Origin of the sequence: Burkholderia sp. IO2 (assembly GCF_029522185.1) — a bacterium.
GTDB lineage: Bacteria > Pseudomonadota > Gammaproteobacteria > Burkholderiales > Burkholderiaceae > Burkholderia > Burkholderia cenocepacia.
In genome coordinates this window covers 1-24,589 of the sequence record NZ_JAKWFH010000007.1, presented here as the reverse complement: position 1 = coordinate 24,589, position 24,589 = coordinate 1, and the positions used below count along the sequence as shown (strand labels likewise).

20 protein-coding genes are annotated in these 24,589 nt (G+C 68.9%); 10 read left to right on the top strand and 10 right to left on the bottom strand.

The annotated features are described in order from the left end of the window. Window positions 1–67: 67 nt before the first annotated feature. From MMB92_RS06030 to cobU, 4 genes are read right to left on the bottom strand one after another with little or no spacing between them, the layout of a single operon-like run. Window positions 68–985 (bottom strand): cobalamin-binding protein, encoded by a 918-nt coding sequence (locus MMB92_RS06030; protein WP_058901713.1) that lies wholly within the window; start codon window positions 983–985, stop codon window positions 68–70. Further along, on the bottom strand, window positions 982–1,998 hold the full coding sequence (cobD, locus tag MMB92_RS06025) for a threonine-phosphate decarboxylase CobD (protein ID WP_277562598.1): 1,017 nt from the start codon (window positions 1,996–1,998) through the stop codon (window positions 982–984). Before cobD ends, MMB92_RS06030 begins: the two co-directional genes overlap by 4 nt. Then, window positions 1,991–2,935, bottom strand: a complete 945-nt coding sequence (gene cbiB / locus MMB92_RS06020) for an adenosylcobinamide-phosphate synthase CbiB (RefSeq protein WP_006496108.1) — start codon at window positions 2,933–2,935, stop codon at window positions 1,991–1,993. Before cbiB ends, cobD begins: the two co-directional genes overlap by 8 nt. Next, on the bottom strand, window positions 2,929–3,489 hold the full coding sequence (cobU, locus tag MMB92_RS06015) for a bifunctional adenosylcobinamide kinase/adenosylcobinamide-phosphate guanylyltransferase (RefSeq protein WP_058901712.1): 561 nt from the start codon (window positions 3,487–3,489) through the stop codon (window positions 2,929–2,931). The genes cbiB and cobU overlap by 7 nt, the downstream gene beginning before the upstream one ends. A gap of 75 nt (window positions 3,490–3,564) precedes the next feature. Between cobU and MMB92_RS06010 the strand changes: the two genes are divergently transcribed. From MMB92_RS06010 to MMB92_RS06000, 3 genes are all read left to right on the top strand, one after another. Beyond that, window positions 3,565–5,079, top strand: coding sequence for a cobyric acid synthase (locus MMB92_RS06010; RefSeq protein ID WP_058901711.1), 1,515 nt, complete (start codon window positions 3,565–3,567; stop codon window positions 5,077–5,079). Window positions 5,080–5,438: 359 nt separating this feature from the next. After that, complete coding sequence (locus MMB92_RS06005) at window positions 5,439–5,852, top strand: DoxX family protein (RefSeq protein WP_058901710.1); 414 nt, start codon at window positions 5,439–5,441, stop codon at window positions 5,850–5,852. A 147-nt stretch (window positions 5,853–5,999) separates the two neighbouring features. After that, window positions 6,000–6,662, top strand: coding sequence for a ParA family protein (locus MMB92_RS06000; protein WP_058901709.1), 663 nt, complete (start codon window positions 6,000–6,002; stop codon window positions 6,660–6,662). Between the two features lie 131 nt (window positions 6,663–6,793). Here MMB92_RS06000 and panD read toward each other — a convergent pair whose 3' ends face one another. The 4 genes from panD to MMB92_RS05980 form a co-directional block, all read right to left on the bottom strand. After that, a complete protein-coding gene (gene panD / locus MMB92_RS05995) occupies window positions 6,794–7,180 on the bottom strand; it encodes an aspartate 1-decarboxylase (RefSeq protein WP_006484038.1) in 387 nt (128 codons plus the stop codon). Between the two features lie 44 nt (window positions 7,181–7,224). Further along, window positions 7,225–8,064 carry a pantoate--beta-alanine ligase gene (gene panC, locus MMB92_RS05990; RefSeq protein WP_006496102.1) on the bottom strand — a complete coding sequence of 280 codons (840 nt, stop codon included), beginning with the start codon at window positions 8,062–8,064 and terminating at the stop codon, window positions 7,225–7,227. Window positions 8,065–8,334: 270 nt separating this feature from the next. Next, window positions 8,335–9,207: a ScpA family protein gene (locus MMB92_RS05985; RefSeq protein ID WP_006478106.1), complete on the bottom strand. Its 873-nt coding sequence runs from the start codon at window positions 9,205–9,207 to the stop codon at window positions 8,335–8,337. Between the two features lie 4 nt (window positions 9,208–9,211). Then, window positions 9,212–9,400, bottom strand: a complete 189-nt coding sequence (locus MMB92_RS05980; RefSeq protein ID WP_006484044.1) for a DUF3460 family protein — start codon at window positions 9,398–9,400, stop codon at window positions 9,212–9,214. Between the two features lie 216 nt (window positions 9,401–9,616). Here MMB92_RS05980 and MMB92_RS05975 point away from each other — a divergent pair, with 216 nt between their 5' ends. Next, complete coding sequence (locus MMB92_RS05975) at window positions 9,617–11,431, top strand: autotransporter assembly complex family protein (RefSeq protein ID WP_062911226.1); 1,815 nt, start codon at window positions 9,617–9,619, stop codon at window positions 11,429–11,431. 45 nt (window positions 11,432–11,476) lie between these two features. Beyond that, window positions 11,477–15,520 carry a translocation/assembly module TamB domain-containing protein gene (locus MMB92_RS05970; RefSeq protein ID WP_277562597.1) on the top strand — a complete coding sequence of 1,348 codons (4,044 nt, stop codon included), beginning with the start codon at window positions 11,477–11,479 and terminating at the stop codon, window positions 15,518–15,520. A 92-nt stretch (window positions 15,521–15,612) separates the two neighbouring features. On the opposite strand, the gene metG is transcribed toward MMB92_RS05970, so the two are convergent. Both metG and MMB92_RS05960 read right to left on the bottom strand, forming a co-directional pair. After that, window positions 15,613–17,769 (bottom strand): methionine--tRNA ligase, encoded by a 2,157-nt coding sequence (gene metG / locus MMB92_RS05965; RefSeq protein WP_006493649.1) that lies wholly within the window; start codon window positions 17,767–17,769, stop codon window positions 15,613–15,615. 379 nt (window positions 17,770–18,148) lie between these two features. Then, the gene (locus MMB92_RS05960; protein WP_006485420.1) at window positions 18,149–18,796 is read right to left on the bottom strand and encodes an OmpA family protein; all 648 of its coding nucleotides are present in this window, start codon (window positions 18,794–18,796) and stop codon (window positions 18,149–18,151) included. 352 nt (window positions 18,797–19,148) lie between these two features. Between MMB92_RS05960 and apbC the strand changes: the two genes are divergently transcribed. The 5 genes from apbC to MMB92_RS05935 all read left to right on the top strand — a co-directional run. After that, entirely contained in the window at window positions 19,149–20,240 is a 1,092-nt protein-coding gene (gene apbC, locus MMB92_RS05955) for an iron-sulfur cluster carrier protein ApbC (RefSeq protein ID WP_006485416.1), read from the top strand. Between the two features lie 133 nt (window positions 20,241–20,373). Next, on the top strand, window positions 20,374–20,910 hold the full coding sequence (gene sodC, locus MMB92_RS05950) for a superoxide dismutase [Cu-Zn] (RefSeq protein ID WP_006493653.1): 537 nt from the start codon (window positions 20,374–20,376) through the stop codon (window positions 20,908–20,910). 195 nt (window positions 20,911–21,105) lie between these two features. After that, window positions 21,106–21,675, top strand: coding sequence for a dCTP deaminase (dcd, locus tag MMB92_RS05945; RefSeq protein ID WP_006398615.1), 570 nt, complete (start codon window positions 21,106–21,108; stop codon window positions 21,673–21,675). Window positions 21,676–21,756: 81 nt separating this feature from the next. Then, on the top strand, window positions 21,757–24,036 hold the full coding sequence (locus tag MMB92_RS05940) for an arginine/lysine/ornithine decarboxylase (protein ID WP_006497175.1): 2,280 nt from the start codon (window positions 21,757–21,759) through the stop codon (window positions 24,034–24,036). Then, window positions 24,036–24,589 (top strand): lysozyme inhibitor LprI family protein (locus MMB92_RS05935; RefSeq protein WP_277562596.1); only part of this gene is annotated, 554 nt, incomplete at its 3' end. The genes MMB92_RS05940 and MMB92_RS05935, both read left to right, overlap by 1 nt.

The following is a 24,589-nucleotide window of genomic DNA, read 5'->3' as shown; positions in this document are numbered from 1 at the left end:
ACCGATCCGTCGCGCTCGCCCGGCGCATCCGATATCGATGCGCGATGCACCCGCCCGCCGCCGGACATCAGCGCGCCGGCCGCCGCGCACGCGCGGCATCCAGGTCCTCGCACAGCGCGGCCGCGCCCTGCGCGATGCGCGGCGACGGCCGCGTCAGCAGATCGCCGTCGATCGCGAACAGGTTGTTGCGCGCCACGGCCGTCAGCGCGGGCCACGCACGCCAGCGCGCGAGGCTCGGCAGCGGTTCGTTCGAACGGGTCGCCCCGGCGCTCGTTGTCACGATCGCTTCCGGATTCGCCACGAGCACGGCTTCGTCGGTCACGGTCGGCGCGAGCGGCTTGAGCGACGCAAATACGTTGCGGCCGCCGCAGAGTTCGAACACTTCGTTGATCAGGTGCGTGCCGTTGAGCGTCGTCAGCGGGCGGTCCCACACCTGGAAGAACATCGAGACGGGCGGGCGTGCCGCGTAGCGTGCGCGCAGGGCCGCGATGTCGCGCATGAAGGCGGCCGCGGCGGCATCGGCGGTCGATTGGGTGCCGAGCAGCGTGCCGAGCCGGCGCAGCGACGACGATACGTCGTCGAGATGCTTCGGTTCACTGAAGAACAGCGGAATGTGCAGCGCGCGCAGCGCGTCGGTCTGCCGCTCGGCGTTGCCGTGCCGCCAGACGACGATCAGGTCGGGCTTTAGCGCGGCGATGCGTTCGAGGTCGAGCGCCTTGTTGTCGCCGACGCGCGGCACCGCTTGCGCGGCGGGCGGATAGTCGCTGTACGTGACGGTGCCGACGAGCTTCGCACCGCCGCCGGCCGCGTAGACGAGTTCGGTCGCGTGCGGCGCGAGGCTGATCACGCGTTGGGCAGGCGCGGGTAACGTGACCGTATTGCCGGCGTCGTCGCGCGTCGAGACGTCGGCGTGGACGAGCGGCGCATGAACGAGCGCGGTCAGCAGCGCGGCCGGCGCGAGCCGACGGAACATGCGCGGACTCATGCGGACGCCTGCAGCAGGGGTACGCATTGCGCGAGCGCGTCGCCGAGGCGCTGCCATTCGGCTTCGCTGCCCGGCAAGCCGACGCGCACGCTCGACGGGGCCGGGAAGTGCCGCGTCCAGATCCCGTGCGTTGCGAGCGCCGCATGCAGCGCCGCGGCGCGCGGGTCGTCGGTCCAGCTGAAGAGCGGTGTCGCGCGGACCGCGAAGCCGTGCGCGCGCAGCAGCGCGGCCAGTCGTTCGCCGTCTGCCGCGAGTCGCTCGCGGGCGGCAGCTTGCCACGCGCGATCGGCGAATGCCGCGGCGACCGCGTGGCGCGCGGGGCCGCCGACGGTCCACGCGCCGAGCGTGTCGCGCAACGCGACGATCTGAGTCGGGCACGCGAGCACGAAGCCCGCGCGAATCCCGGCGAGCCCGAAGAACTTGCCGACCGAGCGCAGCACGACGAGCCCCGGACGATCGGCGTGCGGCGCGAGCGATGGGGCGGCGCCCGTGTCGGCGAACGCTTCGTCGACGATCAGCGTACCGCCGCGTGCCGCCAGTTGCGCATGCCAGCCGAGCAGGCGCGCGGTCGGCACGAATTCGGCGGTCGGATTGTTCGGATTCCCGACGATGACGTGACGCAGCGTCGCGAGCAGCGTATCCGCGTGGATGTCGAGCGCGACGACGCGATGGCCGTGGCGCGCGAACGCGGGTGCGTATTCGCCGTACGCGAGCGCCGCGACGCCGGCGTCGCCGGCCGGCAGCAACGCCGGCAACGCGCGGATCGCGGCCTGGCTGCCGGCGACCGGCAGCACGTGCGCGGGATCGGGCGCGTGGTAGTACTGCGCGGCGCAGGCCGCGAGGCCGTCGCCGTCGTCGGGCAGCCGGCGCCAGGCGTTGGCCGGCACGGGGGGCACCGGGTAGCCGACCGGATTGATGCCGGTCGACAGATCGAGCCACGCGTCGTACGGAATGCCGTGGCGGCGGGCGGCTTCATGCAGGTTGCCGCCGTGCGCGATGGATGAATCAGACATGATGGGTGGCCATGACGAGTGCGCCGCTCGCGACCAGCAGCGCGAGCCACAGCGCGAGCGTGCGCGTGACGAGCGACAGCGCGGCGACGATGTGAAGGGCGGTGGCCGTGGCCCCGGTGCCGAGCACCGGGCGATCCTCGATTTCGCCGTGATAGACGGCCGGGCCGCCGAGCTGCACGTTCAGGCTGCCGGCGCCCGCGGCCATCACGGGGCCCGCGTTCGGGCTGTCCCAGTGGCGCGCCTGCGTGCGCCAGCAGCGCCATGCGGCGGCCGTGTCGCCGAGCAGCGCGTAGCTCGCGGCGGTGAGCCGCGCGGGCATCCAGTTCAGCGCGTCGTCGAGGCGCGCGGCGGCCCAGCCGAAGGTCAGGAAGCGCGGCGTGCGGTAGCCCCACATTGCGTCGAGCGTGTTCGCGAGCCGGAACAGCAATGCGCCGGGGCCGCCCGCGACGACGAACCAGAAGAGCGCGCCGAAGATCGCGTCGTTGCCGTTTTCGAGCGCCGATTCGACGGCCGCGCGCGACAGCGCACCTTCGTCCGCGTTGCTGGTGTCGCGCGACACGATGCGCGCGGTCAGCGCACGTGCCGCGTCGAGGTCGCGCCGCAGCAGCGCGGCAGCGATCGGCGCGACGTGTTCGGCGAGGCTCTTCGCGCCGAGCGCGAACCACAGCAGCGCGACGTGCAGCGCAGCGGCGAACGGCCAGGGCAGCACGGCGACGAGCCATGCCGCGACGGCCACCGGCGGCACGACCGCCGCGAGCCACGCGGCGACGCCGATCACACGGCCGCGCCGGCCCGTGTTCAACGCGGCTTCGATGCGCGCGGCGAGGCGGCCGAACGCGACGAGCGGATGCCAGCCGGCCGGCTCGCCGATGGCGCGGTCGACGATCGCGGCCGCGACCGCGAGCATCGCGACGACCGGCAGCGACAGCATCAGCATGACCGGGCTCCCGCCTTGAGGTCGAGCGGCAGCCCGGCAACCAGCAGCGTGACGCGCGTCGCGAGCGCGGCGACGCGCTGGTTCAGGCGCCCGAGCTCGTCGACGTAGCGGCGCGTGACCGACCCGAGCGGCACGACGCCGAGCCCGATCTCGTTGCTGACGACGATCACCTTCGCGCGTGCGCCGCGCAACGCGTGCTCGAGCCGCTCGACCTGCGCCGCGTATTGCGCATCGTCGAGCGGTTCGCCGTCGGCGGGGCACAGCAGGTTCGTGAGCCACAGCGTCAGGCAGTCGACGAGCAGGCACGCGTGCGGATCGTCGAGCCGCGCGAGCGTGCCCGCGAGATCGATGGGCGCGTCGGCGAACCCCCATTCGGCCGGCCGGCGCGCGCGGTGATGCGCGATGCGCTGCGCGAATTCGGCATCGGCATCGGCGGCGGTGGCGGTCGCGATGTAGGTAACGGGGCGGCCGCTGTCGGCGGCGAGCCGCTCGGCATGCGCGCTCTTGCCCGAGCGCGCGCCGCCGAGGACGAAGGTGAGGTCGTGCGGAATCATCGCGTGATTGTAACGGCGCGCACGACCCGGCGCGGGCGATAATGCCGCCTTTGCTTCGCGACGACCTTTGACACGATGAATGCACCCGAGCCGCGGCCGCGCGGCACGCTGATGATCCAGGGCACGACGTCCGACGCGGGCAAGAGCACGCTCGTCGCGGGCCTGTGCCGCCTCGCGCGCCGCGGCGGCGCGCGCGTGGCCCCGTTCAAGCCGCAGAACATGGCGCTCAACAGCGCGGTGACGGCCGATGGCGGCGAGATCGGCCGTGCGCAGGCGCTGCAGGCGCTGGCCGCCGGCGTTGCGCCGCATACGGATTTCAATCCGGTGCTGCTGAAACCGACGAGCGACCGCGGCGCGCAGGTGATCATTCACGGCAAGGCGCGCATGAACCTCGACGCGCGGGCGTATCACGACTACAAGCCGGTCGCGTTCGATGCGGTGCTCGAATCGTACGCGCGCCTGCGCGCCGGTTACGACACGGTGATCGTCGAAGGCGCCGGCAGTCCGGCCGAGATCAACCTGCGCGATGGCGACATCGCGAACATGGGGTTTGCCGAGCGGGTCGACTGCCCGGTCGTGCTCGTCGCCGACATCGATCGCGGCGGCGTGTTCGCGCATCTGGTCGGCACGCTCGCATGTCTGTCGGACAGCGAGCGCGCACGTGTGCGCGGCTTCGTGATCAACCGCTTCCGCGGCGACCTCAAGCTGCTCGAACCAGGGCTCGACTGGCTGCGCGCGCGGACGGGCAAGCCGGTGTTCGGCGTGCTGCCGTATCTGCACGGGCTGCTGCTCGACGCGGAGGACATGCTGCCCGCGCAGGCGCGCAGCGCCGCCGCACGGGGCGATGCCGGCGTGCTGCGCGTGGTGGTGCCCGCGCTGCCGCGCATCAGCAACCACACCGATTTCGATCCGCTACGCGCGCATCCGCAGGTCGAATTCACGTACTGGAAGAGCGGCCCCGTGCCCGACGCCGACCTGCTGATCCTGCCCGGTTCGAAGAGCGTGCAGCGCGACCTCGCGTGGCTGCGCGACGCGGGCTGGGACGCGCTGATCCGGCGCCATCTGCGCTACGGCGGCAAGGTGATCGGCATCTGCGGCGGCATGCAGATGCTCGGCCGCACGCTCGACGATCCGCTCGGCCTCGAAGGCGCACCCGGCAGCGTGCCGGGGCTCGGGCTGCTCGATTTCGACACGACGCTGCAACCCGACAAGACGCTGAAGAACGTGACCGGGCAACTCGCGCTGCCGGGCGCGGCCGCCGTGCGCGGCTACGAGATTCACATGGGCGACACGCGCGGGCCGGCGCTCGAGACGCCCGCGCTGATGCTGGCCGCCGATGCCGCGCGGGACGGCGTGCGGGAGGGCGTGCGTCCCGACGGCGCGCTGTCGGCCGACGGCCAGATTCTCGCGACCTACGTGCACGGGCTGTTCGACGCGCCCGACGCCTGCGCGGCGCTGCTCGCGTGGGCGGGGCTCGACGGCGCGGCCCGCATCGACTACCCGGCGCTGCGCGAGGCTTCGCTGGAACGGCTGGCCGACACGTTCGCCGCGCACCTCGACCTCGACGCGCTGTACGCCGAGTTTCGTTGAGGCCGGCCCTCGCTTTTTCCGCTCGATCGCGTACAACAGAGGAGGGCGGAGGTCCGCCCGAAGGAGGGCGACGAGAGGGCTCGACGGTGGTGGGGCGTCCTGCTCGCGGTGCTGCTGGGCGTGTCGGCGGTGGCGCAGGCGTGCGATTCGTATGCGCCGGGCGGTGGCCAGTCCGGCGGCGACGCCACGCAAGGCAAGAGCGGTTACTGAGCGGGATGCGGGGCATGATCGGTCATGCTCTTTTTTGCGATTCAATTCGTTCTTAAATGGAATCAATTTAAGCGAGATTGCGTGTTTATCGGCTGAATCGATTCGAATAGAGTGCGATTCACTCCCATCCACTCACGAAGGAATCCGTCATGAACGCCAACCGCCTGAACGATTTCGCCGCGACGCTGCTGCGCGTCGCCCTCGGCGTGCTGTACCTCGCGCACGTCGCACAGAAGGTCTTTGTTTTCACGTTGCCCGGCACCGTGCAGTTCTTCGCGTCGATCGGCCTGCCGGGCTGGCTCGCCTACCTGACCACGTTCGTCGAACTGGCGGGCGGCCTGGCGCTGCTCGCGGGGGTCCGCGTGCGCATCGCCGCGCTGGTGCTGCTGCCGTTCATGCTCGGCGCGGTCGCCGCGCATCTGCCGAACGGCTGGAGCTTCGCATCGCCGCACGGCGGCTGGGAATATCCGGCGTTCTGGGCCGTCACGCTGGCCGTGCAGGCCCTGCTGGGCGGCGGCGCGTTCGCGCTCGGCACGCGGGAGGCCGCGCTCCAGCGCGCATGACCTGACGGAAAGCCGACGAAACCGGCACGCGGTTCGGCGTGACCGGTTCCGGTGACACCCCGTTTGCCGATATCATCGCTCCCTGTATCCGCAATCGAGCGGCGCCTGCCATACGGCCGGCGCCGCGCGGCTTTTTCGGGGGAATTCATGACGGTCATCGTGGTGGCGAATCCGAAGGGCGGCGTGGGCAAGAGCACGCTGTCCACCAATCTAGCCGGCTATTTCGCGGCGCAAGGCGCATGGGTCGCGCTGGCCGACCTGGACCGGCAGCAGTCCGCGCATGCGTGGCTCGACCTGCGGCCGGCTGGCTTGCCGGCGATCGAGGCGTGGGAACTCGATCCGGAGGCGCCGTCGAAGCCGCCGCGCGGGCTGGAATATGCGGTGATCGATACGCCGGCCGGCCTGCACGGCACGCGGCTCAACGTCGCGCTGCAACTGGCCGACAAGGTGATCGTGCCGCTGCAGCCGTCGATGTTCGATATTCTCGCGACCCAGCAGTTTCTGGAGCGCCTCGCCGGCGAGAAGGCCGTGCGCAAGGGCAGCGTCGAGGTCGGGATCGTCGGGATGCGGGTCGACGCGCGCACGCGCTCGTCCGACCAGCTGCACCGGTTCGTCGAGGGGCTCGGCCTGCCGGTGCTCGGCTACGTGCGCGACACGCAGAACTACGTGCAGATCGCCGCGCACGGCCTGACGCTGTGGGACGTCGCGAAAAGCCGCGTCGAGAAGGATCTCGAACAGTGGCGGCCGATCGTCGAATGGGCCGAACGCCGCGCGCCGAAGGCCGAGAAGGCCGCCAAGGCAGCGTCCTGAACGCCCGGCCGTCCGGCCGATGCGACCTCCAATGAGAAAGGGCCGGATCCCGTCGCGCACGGTATCCGGCCCTTCGGTCGCCAGCGGCATCGCTGCACCGCGCGCCACGGCACGCGGGCATGCCGCTCAGGTCACGTCCAGTTCTGCGTCGGCACGTGATCGCGGTGGCCCTTGATCTTGTTGCCTTCGTCGATGAACACGAGCTTCGGCTTCCAGCCGGCCTGCAGCTCGGCTTCGTCGACCATCGCGAACGCCGCGATGATCACGAGGTCGCCGAGCTGCGCGCGGCGCGCGGCCGAGCCGTTCAGCGAGATCATCCCGCTGCCGCGCTCGCCCTTGATCGCGTACGTCGAGAAACGCTCGCCGTTGTTGATGTTCCAGATGTCGATCCGTTCGTTTTCGATGAGGCCCGCCGCTTCGAGCAGGTCTTCGTCGATCGCGCACGAACCTTCGTAGTGCAGTTCGCAGTGCGTGACCGCCGCGCGGTGGATCTTCGATTTGAGCATGTGGCGCTGCATGGTGTCTCCGTGATGCGTCGTGAGAGGCGCGGGCGGGCCGCCCGTCAGATTTCCAGGTTGTCGATGAGGCGTGTCGCGCCGAGTTTCGCGGCCGCGAGCACGACGAGCGGCTCGCCGGCTTCGAGTTCGGCGGCGCTCGGTGCGATCAGGTTCGCGCGGCGGCGGATCGCGATGTAGTCGGGCGCCCAGCCGCGTTCGGCCAGGTGCGTGTGCGCGTGCTGCTCGAGCTTGCCGAGGTCGCGCTCGCCGCCGAGCACGCTGTCGCGCACGCGCTGCAGCGTTTTCGCCAGCTCGGGCGCTTCCCTGCGCTCGTCGGGCGTCAGGTAGCGGTTGCGCGACGACAGCGCGAGGCCGTCCTCATCCCGCACGGTCTCGGCCGCGATGATCTCGACCGGCAGCGCGAGCTGCTGGCACATGCGGCGCACGATCATCAACTGCTGGTAATCCTTCTTGCCGAACACGGCGACGCGCGGCTGCACGCAGGACATCAGTTTCGTGACGACCGTGCACACGCCGGCGAAGAAGCCTGGCCGGAACTCGCCTTCGAGAATCCCGCCGAGATCGTCCGGCGGCAGCACGCGGTATTCCTGCGGCTCAGGGTACATGTCGCGCTCGGTCGGCGCGAACAACACGTACACGTTTTCCTGCTGCAGCTTCTCGATATCGTCCTGGAGCGTGCGCGGGTACTTGTCGAAATCCTCGTTCGGGCCGAATTGCAGCCGGTTGACGAAGATGCTCGCCACGACCGGGTCGCCGTGCTGGCGCGCGAGGCGCATCAGCGACAGGTGCCCTTCGTGCAGGTTGCCCATGGTCGGCACGAACGCCGTGCGGTTCTGTCCGCGCAGCTGGTCGCGCAGTTCCTGGATCGAGCTGATGACTTTCATGATCGGGTAGCGGGTTCCTCGCGCAGGCGCGCGTTGGCGCCGCAGCAGCGGCGTCGGGGTCGAAGCGGAGAACGCCGGCGCGCGGGCGGCGCATCGGGCGTCGGCGGATTGTAGAGGATTTGGCCGCGCGACGCATCGATAAAAGAACGATCGTTCACTTTTTATCGAGGCTTGCCGGATACGTGTCGGATACGCGCCGGACGGCCACCCGCCGCGGCGAAGCGGCGAGCGTCGGAGCGAACCGGGAACGGGAGGCGACGGGGGCGGCCCTTATGCGGGCAGGTACGCGAGACGCACGTAGATCGGCGCGAACGGCTCGGCCTGCGTGATCTCGAGCAGCGATTCGCGCGCGAGTTCGAGCATCGCGATGAAGTTCACGACGACGACCGGCACGCCGCGCGACGTGTCGAACAGGTCGGCGAACTCCATGAAGCGCGCGTTCTGCAGCCGGCGCAGGATCAGGCTCATGTGTTCGCGCACCGACAGCTCCTCGCGGGAGATTTTGTGGTGCTGGACGAGCTTCGCGCGCTTGAGCACGTCGGCCCACGCGGCGCGCAGGTCGTCCGAATTCACGTCGGGAAAGCGCGGCGTGACGCTTTGCTCGATGTACACCTCGGCGCGCAGGAAATCGCGGCCGAGCTGCGGCAGCTGGTCGAGCCGCTGCGCGGCGAGCTTCATCTGCTCGTACTCCAGCAGCCGGCGCACGAGTTCGGCGCGCGGATCCTCGGCTTCCTCGCCGGTGTCGGCCTTCTTGACCGGCAGCAGCATCCGCGACTTGATCTCGATCAGCATCGCGGCCATCAGCAGGTACTCGGCCGCGAGCTCGAGGTTCGACGCGCGGATCTGGTCGACGTAGCCGAGGTATTGCGCGGTGACCTGCGCCATCGGGATGTCGAGCACGTTGAAGTTCTGCTTGCGGATCAGGTACAGCAGCAGGTCGAGCGGGCCTTCGAACGTCTCGAGGAACACCTCGAGCGCATCGGGCGGGATGTAGAGGTCCTGCGGCAGCTTGAAGAGCGGCTCGCCGTACAGGCGAGCGAACGCCGCGACACCGTCGACCGTGTCGGGCGTCGAATCGGCGCCCGCGGGCGCGGCGATCGCGTCGTCCTGCCGGGCGGCGCTGGCCTCGTCGGCGGCGCTCACGTCGTCAGAAGTTCTGGTAGTAGACGTACGGCGTTTGCTTCACGCGCGATTCCTGCTGCTCGGCGCGCTCTTCGAGATCGATCGGCTGCTTGTCCCACAGCAGGGAACGGCCCTTGCGCTGCTCTTCTTCGAGCGTCGGCTTCTGCTGCTTGAGCTGGTTCAGGAACTGCGTGACGTCGGACTGGTACGGCATGGCTGGATCTTCCGTTTCGGGCGGCGCACGATGCGCCGGATTCGCGATGGCGGGATTTTACCGCATCACGGGGAACAGCCGGCGCCAATCGCGCGTCGAAACCGCGGGCCGGCGCCTAGCACTCTTTCACAATCGTTTGGCTGTGACGCCCGCGCCCTGTGGTCAAATACAGGGTTTTCCACGAAACCGTGACAATCCAGGACGGCGAGGTCATATTTGGCGGGGCAGTCGAACCAGCAAGCATACACGGCGCATGACGCGGGCCCGCGCGCGGCACGCGCTCGCGCCGGCGCCGCGGCCCGCGTCGCGCGGGCGGCCCTCGCGGGTTGCCTGGCCGCGTGCTTCGCGGTGCCGGCCCACGCGAAGTACGACGTCGACATCGACGCGCCGCGCTCGATCCGCAAGCTCCTCAAGACCCATCTCGACATCGCGCGCTTCGCGAAGCGCGACGACATCAGCGACGACCAGTTCGACTTCCTCGTGACCGCCACGCCGCAGCAGGTGCGCGACCTGGCCGCGACGGCCGGCTATTTCTCGCCGGTCGTGCGCACCGACGTGCGCACGCGCGACGGCAAGCGCGACGTGCGCATCGCCGTCGACCCGGGCAAGCAGACCGTCGTGTCGACGGTCGACCTGACGTTCAAGGGGCCGGTCGAGACCGAGGATCCGAAGCAGGAGACCGCCACCCGTTTCGCGTTCTCGATGAAGCCGGGCGACCCGTTCACGCAGTCCGACTGGGACAGCGCGAAGGGCGCGGCGCTGCGGCAACTGCAGGCGCGCCGCTATCTCGGCGCGAAGATCGCGTCGTCCGAGGCGCGCATCGATCCGCGCACGCAGCGTGCGACACTCGCGGTCACGTTCGACAGCGGCCCGACGTTCACGATCGGCAAGGTTGATGTCGACGGCGTGCGTCGTTATCCGGAAAAGATCGTCACGAACGTCAATCCGTTGTCGGAAGGCGAGATCTACGACGTGCAGCGGATCGCGGAATTGCAGCGGCAGCTGCAGAACACGCCGTACTACGCGAGCGTCGCGATCGACGTCGGCGACGATACGTCGAAGCCCGAGCGCACGCCCGTGCACGTGAAGGTCAGCGAGTTCCCGTACAACAACATCCGCGGCGGCGTCGGCTTCGCCACCGATACGGGGCCGCACGTACAAGGCTCCTATACGTATCTCGACACGTTCGGCGCCGCGTGGCCGCTGACCGTCTCGGGCCGGCTCGACCAGATCCAGCAGTACGGGCAGGTCCAGCTGTCGATGCCGCCGGGCGAGAAGGGCTGGACCAACAGCGTGCTTGCGTCGTACACGAACACCAACGTGTCGGACACCCGCATCTACAGCGCGCGGGTCGGCGTGCAGCGTACGCGCACCGGGCAGTTCATCGACTATTCGTATTCGCTGATGTACTACCAGGATCGGCTCGACCAGAACGGCGCGGGGCCGACCACGAGCCGCGCGCTCGTGCCGCAATGGGCGTGGACCCGCCGCAACGTCGACGATCCGCTGTTTCCGCGCTCGGGCAACCTGATTCATGCGGAGGCCGGCTTCGCGGTCAAGGGCGTGCTGGCCGACGAGACCTTCATCCGCGGCTACGCGCGCGGGCAGCAATACCTGCCGATCGGCAAGCGCGACCTGTTCGTGTTCCGCGCGGAGCTCGGCGGCGTGTTTACGAGCGGCAGCTCGACCGGCGTGCCGGCGTCGCTGCTGTTCCGCGCCGGCGGCTCGAACTCGGTGCGCGGCTACGGCTACCAGAGCATCGGCAACAGCGTCGACGGCTCCGTTCTGCCGACCAAGTACCTGATGACGGGTACGGCCGAATACCAGCACTGGTTCAACCGCGACTGGGGCGCCGCGACGTTCTTCGACATCGGCACCGCGACCGATGCGTGGGGCGAGCGCGTGTTTTACCCGGGCGTGGGCATCGGTGCGCGCTGGCGCAGCCCGGTCGGCCCGATCAACGTCGACGTCGCGTACGGCCTGCGCAACCACAGCGTGCGCCCGTATTTGACGCTCGGCATCGCTTTCTGAACCTGCCGCCCTATTGACGACCTGACGACCCGCACGACGAACCGCATGACGAAGGACCCGAACGACACGCCGCCGCCTCACGATCCGGATTCGCCCGACGGTGCGCCCGACACGCCGCCGCGCGCGCCGCGCCGTGGCCGTGCGTGGCGTGTCGTCGCGTGGACGCTTGCGACGGTCGTGCTGCTCGTCGTGCTGGCAGTGGGGCTCGTGGCCGGCGCGGTGACGACCGAGCGCGGGACGCGACTCGCGTGGCAGGTGGCCGGCAAGGTGCTCGGGACACGGCTCGCGGGCACGCTCGAAGGCGGCTCGCTCGCGACCGGCGTGCGGTTGCGCGGGTTCGCGTGGACCAGCCCCGACGGCACCGGCACCGATGTCCGCATCGACCGGCTCGACGGCCGCTGGGCACTGACGCGTGCGCCGTGGCGGCTGTCCATCGCCTATCTGCGCGCCGGCACGATCGACGTGCGGATCGCGCCGGGGCCGTCGACGCCGAGTACGACGCCGCAGGACCTGAGCCTGCCGCTGCAGGTGCGGATCGACGACCTGCGCGTCGATCGCCTCGCGATTCACGAAGGCGGCTCGACGACGCAGCTCGACCATCTCGCGCTGAACGGCCGCAGCGACGGCCGTCACCATGAACTCGTGCTCGACGGCGTCGATACGCCGTACGGCGCGCTGACCGCGCGCGCGAAGCTCGACGGGGTGAAGCCGTTCGCGCTGACGGGCGAAGCCGCCTACGCAGGCAAGCTGTCCGACGAAGCGGTCGACGCGCGGGCCCGCGTGTCGGGCTCGCTGGAGGCGCTCGTCGCCGAGGTCGACGCGAGCGGGATGAAGCTGAACGGGCGCGCGCACGTCGAGGCCGCGCCATTCGGCACGGTGCCCCTCACGCGCGCGTCGCTCGCGTTCGACCACGTGAACCCGCAGGCACTGTCGCCCGGTGCGCCCGCGGCCGATCTCGCGGTGCGCGCCGAACTCGCACCGGTGACCGCGCCGGCAGGCTCGGCGCCCGCGAAGGGCTTCGCGGTGACGGGCCCGGTGTCGATCGTCAACGCGAAACCCGGTACGCTCGGCGACCATCTGCTGCCGGTGATCGACGCGCATGCGACCGTGCATCTCGACGCGCACGCGCAACGGATCGACGGCCTCGCGCTGAAGCTGATCCGCGACGGCAGCGTGACGGGCGGCGGCACGCTCACGGGCGGCAAGGGCCGCTTCGATCTGAAGGTCGCGAACCTCGACCTGAACGCGTTCGTCGCCGAACTGCGGCCGATGCGCCTCGGCGGCCCGCTCGGCGTGACGCTCGCGGGCGACGTGACGACCGTCGATTTCAACCTGAACGATCCGAAGCTCGCGCTGGGCGCGCGCGCCAAGGTCGCGCTCACGCAGCAGCAGACCGTGCTGACCGATACGCGCGTGACTGCGGCCAAGGGACGCATCGACCTGACGGGCGTGTTCCGCCACGACGCGCACTCGAGCTATGACGCGAAGGCGACGCTGACCGCGTTCGATCCGCTGCTGCTCGCCGCGATGAGTGCGCCGAAGGCGGGCGGCGGCAAGGCGCCGGCGAAGGCCGCCAGGGCCCCGGCCAAGCGCGGCGAAACGCGCGTGTCGGGCACGCTGACCGCGTCGGGCGCGTTCGCGCCGCAGGTCTCGACGAAGGCGACCTTCAAGCTCGCCGACAGCCTGTACGACGGCGTGCCGCTGACCGGCGCCGGCGTCGTGCAGCTCGCCGGCTCGCGCATCCTGCCGAGCAACGCGAACCTGTCGATCGCCGGCAACCACGTCGACCTGCGCGGCAGCTTCGGCGCACCCGGCGACCGGCTGCGTTTCGTCGTCGACGCGCCGCAGCTCGACCGCCTCGGCTTCGGCATCGAAGGACTCGTGCAGGCGCAGGGCGACCTGACCGGCAGCTTCGCGCATCCGAACGTGACGGCGACCTACAAGGCCGAGCACGTCGTCGTCGGCTCGAACCGGATCGGCACCGCCCAGGGTCGCGCGGACATCCGCGACGGCGCGCACGGCGCGCTCGTGTTCACGGCCGACGCGGCCGACATCGCGCTCGGCTCGTTCAAGCTGAAGTCGTTGCGCGCGAACCTCGACGGCACGCGCGCGAAGCACACGCTCGACGCGTCGGCGCTCGGGATGGCCAGCGGCCGCGTGATCGACCTGACGCTCGCGGCGAACGGCGGCGTGGTCGAGAACCGCGACGGCATGCGCTGGGACGGCACCGTCACGCGTCTCGCGAATCGCGGCACGCCGGCGCTCGCGCTGCAGGCGCCGTTGACGATATCGGCCGGCGCCGGTCGCGTGACGCTCGGCGCGACGCGGCTCACGCTCGAAGGCGCGGCGATCGACCTGAAATCGTTCGTGTTCGATCGCGGCCAGATGCGCTCGGCGGGCACCGTGACCGGTGCATCGGTCGCGCGTTTCCTCGAGGTGCGCCAGGCGCTGACCGGCCAGCGGCCGCCGGTGCGGACCGACGTCGTGCTCGATGCCGATTGGGATTTCTCGCTCGGTGCGAACGCGACGGGCCACGTGCAGGTGAAGCGCCGCGGCGGCGACCTGACGATCGAGAGCGGGCGCGGCATCGCGTCGCTCGGCCTGACCGATCTGTCCGCCCGGGCGAGCTTCGCGCCCGGCAACCGGCTCAACGTGACGGCGCTCGCGAAGGCGAGCCGGATCGGCACGCTCGACGCGAACGTCACGGTGCCGTTCGCGTTGCGCGACGGCGTGTTCGGCATCGTCGACGACGGTCCGCTGTCGGGCCGCATCGATGCCGACATCCCGGCGCTGAAGACCACCGGCAACCTGTTCGGGCCGAGCTACCTGCTCGGCGGGCGCGCGGCGCTGAAGCTGACGGTTTCCGGCACGCCGGTGAAACCGAACCTGTCGGGGACGCTGACGGGCGACGAGCTGTCCGCGACGCTGATCGACCAGGGCGTGCAGCTGAAGGACGGCATCGTGCGCGTGAAGCTGTCGGATAACCTCGTCGAATTCCAGCAGGTCGAATTTCACGGCGGCGACGGCACGCTGCGCGCGCTCGGCCGCGTGCGCCTCGACGGCGAGGCGCCGGACCTGACCGCGAGCATCGTCGCGGACAAGCTCGAACTGTTCGCGGCGCCCGATCGCAAGCTGTCGCTGTCGGGCAAGGCCACCGTCGCGAACGACGGGCCGCGCGGCGCGCTGTCGATCGACGGCAAGTTCGTGGTCGACCGCGCGCTGTTCGACCTGCCCGAGCAATCGGCGCCGCACCTGTCGGACGACGTCGTGATCGTGCAGCCGGACGGCACGGTGCGCGGCGAGACGCCGACCGGCACCGCGGTCGCGAAGCCGAAGGCGGTCGAGGACAAACCGGCGCCATCGCTCGCGCCGCGCGCGAACATCGACGTCGGGCTCGGCAACAACTTCCGCTTCAAGGGGCACGGCGCGGATCTGGGGCTGCGCGGCACGATCACCGTGATGAGCGCGCCGGGCGTGCCGCTGCGCGCGGTCGGCAACGTGCGTGTGACCGAAGGTTCGACGTACACGACGTTCGGCCGCAAGCTCGCGATCGAGAACGGCTTCTTCACGTTCAACGGCCCGGTATCGAACCCGGGCGTCAACATCCTCGCGATGCGGCGCAACCAGGAGGTCGAGGCCGGCGTGCAGGTGACGGGCACGATCCAGTCGCCGACGGTCAAGCTCGTGTCGGAGCCGAACGTCACCGACAACGAAAAGCTGTCGTGGCTGCTGTTCGGGCACGGCACCGACCAGGGCAACAACGTCGGCCAGCAGGGCGCGATGACGGCGGCGCTCGGGCTGCTCGGCAGCGTGACCGGCAAGCGCGTCGCGCAGACCTTCGGCCTCGACGAGGTGTCGGTCGGCCGCAGCGAAGTCGGCCTGACCGATCCGCAGGTCGTGCTGGTGTCGAAGGCGATCAACGAGCGGTTCGTGCTCGGCTTCGAGCAGGGGCTGCAATCGGCGAGCAACGCGTTCAAGGCGACGATCAACCTGACGCGCTTCTGGTCGGTGTCCGCGTACGGCGGCACGTTCCAGGGCGTCGACCTGAACTACACGCGGCGCTTCGATCGCTGGTTCGGGCAGCGGTGACGGCGGATGCGGCTTACCGGGCAGCGATAAAAAAGCCCCGCACGATTCGACATCGTGCGGGGCTTTTTTGCGGCGGCAGCAGTGCGTTCTGCTTACTTCACGCGCATGCCGGGCTTCGCGCCGCTGTGCGGTTCGAGGATGTAGAGGCCCGGTTCCGCCTTCTCGTCGGTGGCCGACGCGGCGAGCACCATCCCTTCGGACAGGCCGAACTTCATCTTGCGCGGCGCGAGATTCGCGACCATCACGGTCAGCTTGCCGACGAGCTGCTCGGGCTGGTACGCGGACTTGATGCCCGAGAACACGTTGCGGGTCTTTTCCTCGCCGACGTCGAGCGTGAGCTGCAGCAGCTTGTCCGACCCTTCGACCGCCTGGCACGCGACGATCTTCGCGATGCGCAGGTCGATCTTCGCGAAATCGTCGATCGAGATCGGCGCGTCGTCGGCGCCGTTCACGACGGCCGGCTTCGCGTTCGCCTTGGCGTTGCTCTTCGCGTCCTTCGCAGCATTGGCGCCGCCGGCGGCCGCGCCGGCTGCATCGGCCTGCAGCGAATCGCGGTTCGCGGCGAGCAGCGCTTCGATCTGCTTCGCATCGACGCGCGTCATCAGGTGCTGGTACGCCTTGATCGGCTGCGCCGACGACAGCGGCTTCGCGGCATCGGCCCACGCGAGCGGCGCGATCCCGAAGAACGCCTCGACCGCTGCGGCGACGCGCGGCATCACCGGCTTCAGCGCGAGCGACAGCAGGCGGAAGGCCTCGAGGCTCACGCTGCAGGTTTCGTGCAGCGCGACCGCGTTGGCCGGATCCTTCGCGAGATCCCACGGCTTCGCGCCGTCGACGTATGCGTTCACTTCGTCCGCGAGCTCCATCGTGTGGCGCAGCGCGCGGCCGTATTCGCGCGCTTCGTAGCTCGCGGCGATCTGCGGAATCGCATCGCGCAGCTTCGCGACGAGCGGATGATTCATCGCGCTGTCCTGCACGCGGCCGTCGAAACGCTTGATCAGGAAGCCGGCCGCGCGGCTCGCGATGTTCACGTACTTGCCGACGAGATCGCTGTTCACGCGCGCCTGGAAGTCGTCGAGGTTCAGGTCGATGTCTTCCATCGTCGCGTTCAGCTTCGCGGCGAAGTAGTAGCGCAGCCACTCCGGGTTCAGGCCGGTGTCGATGTAGCTCTGCGCGGTGATGAACGTGCCGCGCGATTTCGACATCTTCGCGCCGTCGACGGTCAGGAAGCCGTGCGCGAACACGTTGGTCGGCGTGCGGTGGCCCGAGAACTCGAGCATCGCGGGCCAGAACAGCGTGTGGAAGTACAGGATGTCCTTGCCGATGAAGTGGTACTGCTCGGCCTTCGAGCCGGGACGGATCCACGCATCGAAATCGATGCCGTTGCGCTCGCACAGGTTCTTGAAGCTCGCGTAGTAGCCGACCGGCGCATCGAGCCACACGTAGAAATACTTGCCGGGCGCGCCCGGGATCTCGAAGCCGAAGTACGGCGCGTCACGCGAGATGTCCCAGTCGGCGAGCTTGGCTTCGCCCGCGTCGCCGAGCCATTCGCGCATCTTGTTGGTCGCTTCGGGCTGTGCGAGGCCGCTCACCCATTCGCGCAGGAACGATTCGCAGCGCGGGTCGGACAGGCGGAAGAAGTAGTGCTTCGAGGTCTTGCGCACCGGCGTCGCGCCGGACACGACCGAATACGGGTTCAGCAGTTCGGTCGGCAGGTAGGTCGAGCCGCACACTTCGCAGTTGTCGCCGTACTGGTCCTTCGCGTGGCACTTCGGACACTCGCCCTTGATGAAGCGGTCCGGCAGGAACATTTCCTTGACCGGATCGTACGCCTGCTCGATTTCGCGCTCGGCGATCAGGCCGGCTTCCTGCAGCGCGAGATAGATCTTCTCGCTCAGCACGCGGTTCTCGTCCGAATCGGTCGAGTAGAAGTTGTCGAACGACACGCCGAAGCTGTCGAAGTCGCGCTTGTGCTCGGTCCACACGCGGTCGATCAGCTGCTTCGGGGTCAGGCCTTCCTTCTCCGCGCGCAGCATGATCGGCGTGCCGTGCGTATCGTCGGCGCCGATGTAGTAGACCTCATGGCCATGCATTCGCAGCGCCCGCACCCAGATGTCGGTCTGGATGTACTCGACCAGGTGGCCGATGTGGATCTGCCCGTTGGCATAGGGCAGTGCGGACGTAACGAGGATCTGGCGGCTGCCTTGCGGCGCCGCAGCCTGCACGGAAGTGAGGTCGGATGCGGACATAGGGTCTGGAGAAGAACAGCGGGAAAAACGACGGGAAACTGCGATTCTAGCAGGGGCGCGGGCCAGCGCGGCGGGCCGGCGCCGCGGACCGGGCGGCGGAAGGGGTGAGGCCGCACACACGGCATGCCCGGCGACGTTGTGCTGCAGCGCAGCACGAATTCTCCGGGCAAAAAAAACCGGGGCGGATACGGCCCCGGAGCAACAACGACAAGAGGAGAATGGTGACGCGCCGGCAACACCAGCCGCGTACCGTAAATACTGACCACGGCCTGCGACAGAAGTTCGAAAATTTTTTCGATTTGTTACCGGCCCCGCCCAAAGCCTTGCCAGGCGGGGCTGTGCGGGCAGGCTGCCCGCACGATTCCTCTCGTGGTCGCGCTTACTGATGCTGTTGCGGTGCGCGCAGGTAGATCTCGACGCGGCGGTTCTGTGCGCGGCCGGCTTCGGTCGCGTTGTCCGCGATCGGGTTCGATGCGCCCATGCCTTGCGCCGACAGGCGGCCGCCGTTCACGCCGCGCTGCACGAGCGCGTTCACGACGCTTTGCGCGCGATTCTGCGACAGCGTCTGGTTCAGCTGGGCCGAGCCCGTGCTGTCCGTGTAGCCGACGATCGATGCCGTCACTTGCGGGTTCTGGTTCAGCGTCGTCGCGAGGTCGTTCAGCAGCGGCGTGAACGCCGGCGTGATCGCGTACTGGTTCGTCGCGAACGTGACCGAGCTCGGCACGTTCAGCTTCAGCGAGCCGTCCGGCTGCTCGGTCACCTGCGTGCCCGTCTGCGCTGCCGACGGTGCGAGCTTGTTCTTGATCGCTTGCCAGTTGTAACCCGTCACGCCACCGACCAGTGCGCCGACGCCCGCGCCGATCGCCGCGCCCTTGCCGCCACCGGCCAGCGCGCCGATCCCCGCGCCCAGCGCCGCACCCGTGCCGGTGCCGACGGCCGTATTGTTGCCTTGCTGCGTGGCGCAGCCTGCCAGCAGTGCGCCGGCGAGTGCGAATACGGACAGGCGAGTCGCGATTTTCATGTTCATCTTGGATTCCTCTCTTGGTTGAACGAGTCGACAACGACGACAAACAACAGTTACGGCTCCCTGTGCGGGCCGTCCGAAAAAGGAAGGCCGGCCTGCGCTCGCGGCAGCCGCCGAGGCGGTCGCATGCCCTGTCCGTCAGCGTGGCTGTTCGGACAGCGCGACGCGTCAGCCTCTACAATATAGGCGGTTAGTGGCCGATTTGGCCCTATAGCGTGCCGCACGCGAAGAGTGCGCCGGGTCGCGCGTTCGCGCAATGGCGTGCAACAGATTCTTTCACTTTTCCCGATTTTCGCAGCGTAATTTGATATTTTTTGACGTTTGCGCGCGAGAAAAACGTTTTCACGGAGTTTCGATGAGCATTGACCGGGCACAAGTCGACGCCGCGCTGGCGGCAGTCGTCGACCCCAATACCGGCCGCCCGTACGCGGCGAACAAGGGCGTGCGCAACGTCGCGATCGACGGCGATGTCGTGGCGCTCGACGTGGTGCTCGGTTATCCGGCGCGCAGCCAGCACGACGACGTGCGTGCACGCGTCGCCGCGGCGCTCCAGGCCGTGCCGGGCGTGCGCGACGCGCGCGTCGCCGTGTCGCAGGAGATCGTCGCGCATACGGTGCAGCGCGGCGTGAAGCTGTTGCCGAATGTGAAGAACATCGTCGCGGTCGCGTCGGGCAAGGGCGGCGTCGGCAAGAGCACGACGGCCGTGAACCTCGCGCTGGCGCTGGCCGCGGAAGGCGCGTCGGTCGGCATTCTCGACGCCGACATCTACGGCCCGTCGCTGCCGACGATGCTGGGCATCCACGGCCAGCGCCCCGAGTCGCCCGACAACCAGTCGATGAACCCGCTGGTCGGCCACGGGCTGCAGGCGAACTCGATCGGCTTCCTGATCGAGGAAGACAACCCGATGGTGTGGCGCGGCCCGATGGCGACGTCGGCGCTCGAGCAGCTGCTGCGCCAGACCAACTGGCGCGAGCTCGACTACCTGATCGTCGACATGCCGCCCGGCACGGGCGACATCCAGCTCACGCTCGCGCAGCGCGTGCCCGTCACCGGCGCGGTGATCGTCACGACGCCGCAGGACATCGCGCTGCTGGACGCGAAGAAGGGGCTGAAGATGTTCGAGAAGGTCGGGATTCCGATCCTCGGCATCGTCGAGAACATGAGCATCCACATCTGCTCGAACTGCGGCCACGAAGAGCACATCTTCGGCGCGGGCGGGGCGGAGCGGATGGCGCAGGATTACGGCGTGAACGTGCTCGGCAGCCTGCCGCTCGACATCGCGATCCGCGAGCGCGCCGACAGCGGCACGCCGACGGTCGCGGCCGAGCCGGACGGCGCGCTCGCGCGTCGTTACCGCGACATCGCGCGCGGGGTGGCGCTGGCGATTGCAGAGCGATCGCGCGACATGACGTCGAAGTTCCCGTCGATCGTTGTTCAAAATACGTAAAACCCTTGCGGGGCGGGGCCTCACGCTGTTTACGGCGCCGCGAGGCGCGGTATCATGGCGACTTTTCCCGGGTCCCTTTACCCGCCCGGCGCGGCCGCCGTGTCAAACGGCCGTCAGCCGGCATGAGGATCGAATGAAACAACGACATCACGGCGTGCGCGCCGGCCGCGCGCAGCGCGCGCTGCTGGCCGCCGCCGCGCTGGGCCTGCTGGCCGGCTGTACCTCCTTTTCCTCGTCGCACGAAAAACGGGCCGACGCCCAGCTGCAGCCGACGGTCGGCTCGCAGGCGCGCGGTGCGGTGACGTTCGTCGAGCGCCCGGACGGCGTGCAGGTCACCTACAACCTGGTCGGCCTGCCGCCGAACAGCGATCACGCGCTGCAGGTGCACGAACGCGGCGACTGCAACGCGGGCGACGGCTCGAGCGCCGGCCAGGTGTTCGCGCCGGCCGCCGACCGGCTGCGCGCCGGCGCGCGCGTCGCCGGCGATCTCGGCAACATTCATGCGGATGCGAACGGCGTCGCGGCCGGCTTCATCGTCGCACCCGATCTGGCCCTCGATGGCGTGCGCTCGGCGATGAACCGTGCGGCGCTGGTGCATCGCGACGCGAGCGACCCGGCGTTTGCGCAGCATGGCGCGGGGCCCGCGCTGGCCTGCGGCGTGATCCGTTGACGGCTGCCGCGTGCGCGAGCCGATGATCGCGTAAAATGTCCGCCTTTCCCGGCCGCCGCCTTGCGCGAGCGGCCCTCCCTGACCGTCACGCAGCGTTTCCAGGCGCCCTGATATGAAACGACCCCAACGCTCACTTCGTTCGCTGTCCCCCGAGGGGACGGCCAGCCTCCTCGGGACGGCCCTGCGGAGGCTGGCATGAGCATCAAGTCCGACAAATGGATTCGGCGCATGGCCGAAGAGCACAAGATGATCGAGCCGTTCGTGCCCGATCAGGTGCGCGCGTCCGAGGACGGCCGCCGGATCGTCAGCTACGGCACGTCGAGCTACGGCTACGACATCCGCTGCGCGGACGAATTCAAGATCTTCACCAACATCAACTCGACGATCGTCGATCCGAAGAACTTCGACGAGGGTTCGTTTGTCGATTTCAAGGGCGACGTGTGCATCATCCCGCCGAACTCGTTCGCGCTGGCCCGCACCGTCGAATATTTCCGCATCCCGCGCACCGTGCTCACCGTCTGCCTCGGCAAGTCGACCTACGCGCGCTGCGGGATCATCGTCAACGTGACGCCGTTCGAACCCGAGTGGGAAGGCTACGTCACGCTGGAATTCTCGAACACCACGCCGTTGCCCGCGAAGATCTACGCGAACGAAGGCGTCGCGCAGGTGCTCTTCTTCGAAAGCGACGAGGTGTGCGACGTGTCGTACGCCGATCGCGGCGGCAAGTATCAGGGGCAGCGCGGTGTCACGCTGCCGAAAACCTGATCTGGTTGCATAACGTCTCACCAGTTTCCGGGTGACCGCTGCGCGTGACGCGCCGCGGTCGTTCTTTTTGGAGAATCGCCCATGAAGTTTCGTTTCCCCGTCGTCATCATCGACGAAGATTTCCGCTCCGAGAACATCTCGGGCTCCGGCATCCGGGCGTTGGCCGAAGCGATCGAGAAGGAGGGCGTCGAAGTCCTCGGCCTCACGAGCTACGGCGATCTGACGTCGTTCGCGCAGCAATCGAGCCGCGCGTCGTGCTTCATCCTGTCGATCGACGACGACGAACTCATGCTCGGCGAAACCGGCCCGGACGGCGAGCTGCCCGAGCTCGCGACCGCGATCATCGAGCTGCGCGCGTTCGTCACCGAAGTGCGCCGCCGCAACGCGGACATCCCGATCTTCCTGTACGGCGAGACGCGCACGTCGCGCCATCTGCCGAACGACATCCTGCGCGAACTGCACGGCTTCATCCACATGTTCGAGGACACGCCGGAATTCGTCGCGCGCCACATCATCCGTGAAGCGAAGGTCTATCTCGATTCGCTCGCGCCGCCGTTCTTCAAGGAGCTCGTCAAGTACGCGGACGAAGGCTCGTACTCGTGGCACTGCCCGGGCCACTCGGGCGGCGTCGCGTTCCTGAAGAACCCGCTCGGCCAGATGTTCCACCAGTTCTTCGGCGAGAACATGCTGCGCGCGGACGTGTGCAACGCGGTGGACGAACTCGGCCAGCTGCTCGACCACACCGGCCCGGTCGCGGCGTCCGAACGCAATGCGGCGCGCATCTTCAGCGCCGACCACCTGTTCTTCGTGACCAACGGCACGTCGACGTCGAACAAGATCGTCTGGCACGCGACGGTCGCGCCCGGCGACATCGTGCTGGTCGACCGCAACTGCCACAAGTCGATCCTGCACGCGATCACGATGACGGGCGCGATCCCCGTGTTCCTCACGCCGACGCGCAACCATTTCGGCATCATCGGGCCGATCCCGCGCGACGAATTCAAGCCGGAGAACATCCGCAAGAAGATCGAGGCGAACCCGTTCGCGCGCGAGGCGCTGCGCGAGAACCCGGACATGAAGCCGCGCATCCTGACGATCACGCAAAGCACGTACGACGGCGTGGTCTACAACGTCGAGATGATCAAGGACCTGCTCGGCGACCTGCTCGACACGCTGCACTTCGACGAAGCGTGGCTGCCGCACGCGACGTTCCACGATTTCTATCGCGACATGCACGCGATCGGCGACGGCCGGCCGCGCACGGGCGCGCTCGTGTTCGCGACGCACTCGACGCACAAGCTGCTCGCGGGCATCTCGCAGGCGTCGCAGATCGTCGTGCAGGATTCGGAGAACCGCACGTTCGACAAGCACCGCTTCAACGAGGCGTACCTGATGCACACGTCGACGAGCCCGCAATACGCGATCATCGCGTCGTGCGACGTCGCGGCCGCGATGATGGAGCCGCCGGGCGGCACCGCGCTCGTCGAGGAATCGATCGCCGAGGCGATCGACTTCCGCCGCGCGATGCGCAAGGTCGACGCCGAGTACGGCGACGACTGGTTCTTCAGCGTGTGGGGCCCGGACAACCTGTCCGAGGAAGGCATCGGTTCGCGCGAGGACTGGATGCTGAAGCCGAACGACCACTGGCACGGCTTCGGCCCGCTCGCGGAAGGCTTCAACATGCTCGACCCGATCAAGGCGACGATCATCACGCCGGGGCTCGACGTCGACGGCGAGTTCGGCGAGACCGGCATTCCGGCCGCGATCGTCACGAAGTACCTGGCCGAGCACGGGATCATCGTCGAGAAGACCGGCCTGTACTCGTTCTTCATCATGTTCACGATCGGCATCACGAAGGGCCGCTGGAACTCGATGGTGACCGAGCTGCAGCAGTTCAAGGACGACTACGACAACAACCAGCCGCTGTGGCGCGTGCTGCCGGAATTCGTCGCGCAGCATCCGCGCTACGAGCGTGTCGGCCTGCGCGACCTGTGCACGCAGATCCACGACGTGTACCGCGCGAACGACATCGCCCGCCTGACGACGGAGATGTACCTGTCGGACATGGAGCCGGCGATGAAGCCGTCGGACGCGTTCGCGAAGCTCGCGCACCGCAAGATCGACCGCGTGCCGCTCGACGAGCTCGAAGGCCGCGTGACGAGCATCCTGCTCACGCCGTACCCGCCGGGTATTCCGCTGCTGATTCCGGGCGAGCGCTTCAACAAGACGATCGTGAACTACCTGCGGTTCGCGCGCGACTTCAACGAGCGCTTCCCGGGCTTCCACACCGACATCCACGGCCTCGTCGCGGAAGAGGTGAACGGCCGCGTCGAGTACTTCGTCGACTGCGTGCGCGACTGATGGCGACGCACGGACGACTCCGGGCGATGCGCGCGGCGCTGGCCGCGCTCGTCGTCTGGACGGCAGGATTGGCGGGGCTCGCGGGCGCGGGCGTCGCCCATGCGGAAGTCGCGGCGGCCGACCCGATCGACGTCGCGATGCGGCAGTGTCTCGCGCGGCGCGACCGGTCGTCGCCGGCCGGCCAGATCCAGTGCATGGGCGAAGCGCAGCAGCAGTGGCAGACAGTGATGGACGGCGCGTACCAGCGCCTGTTGAAGGACGCGCCGGCCGACGCGAAGCGCGGCTGGCAGGACAGCCAGCGCCGCTGGCTCACGTGGCGCAAGGACGAAGTGCTGCTGCTGAAGGCCGTGTACGACACGACGCGCGGCACCGCGTATGCGATGTCGAGCGCCGACCTGCAGCTGCAGCCGGTGCGCGATCGCGCGCTGGCGTTGCGCGGGGCGGCCGATCGCTATGCGCCGCCGCCGGCCGCCGTGCCGGTTGCGGCGACGAGCGGTGCGCAGGGCGGTGCGGCTGCGGCGGCCGCGCCGGCCGGTACGAAGCCGGCGAACGC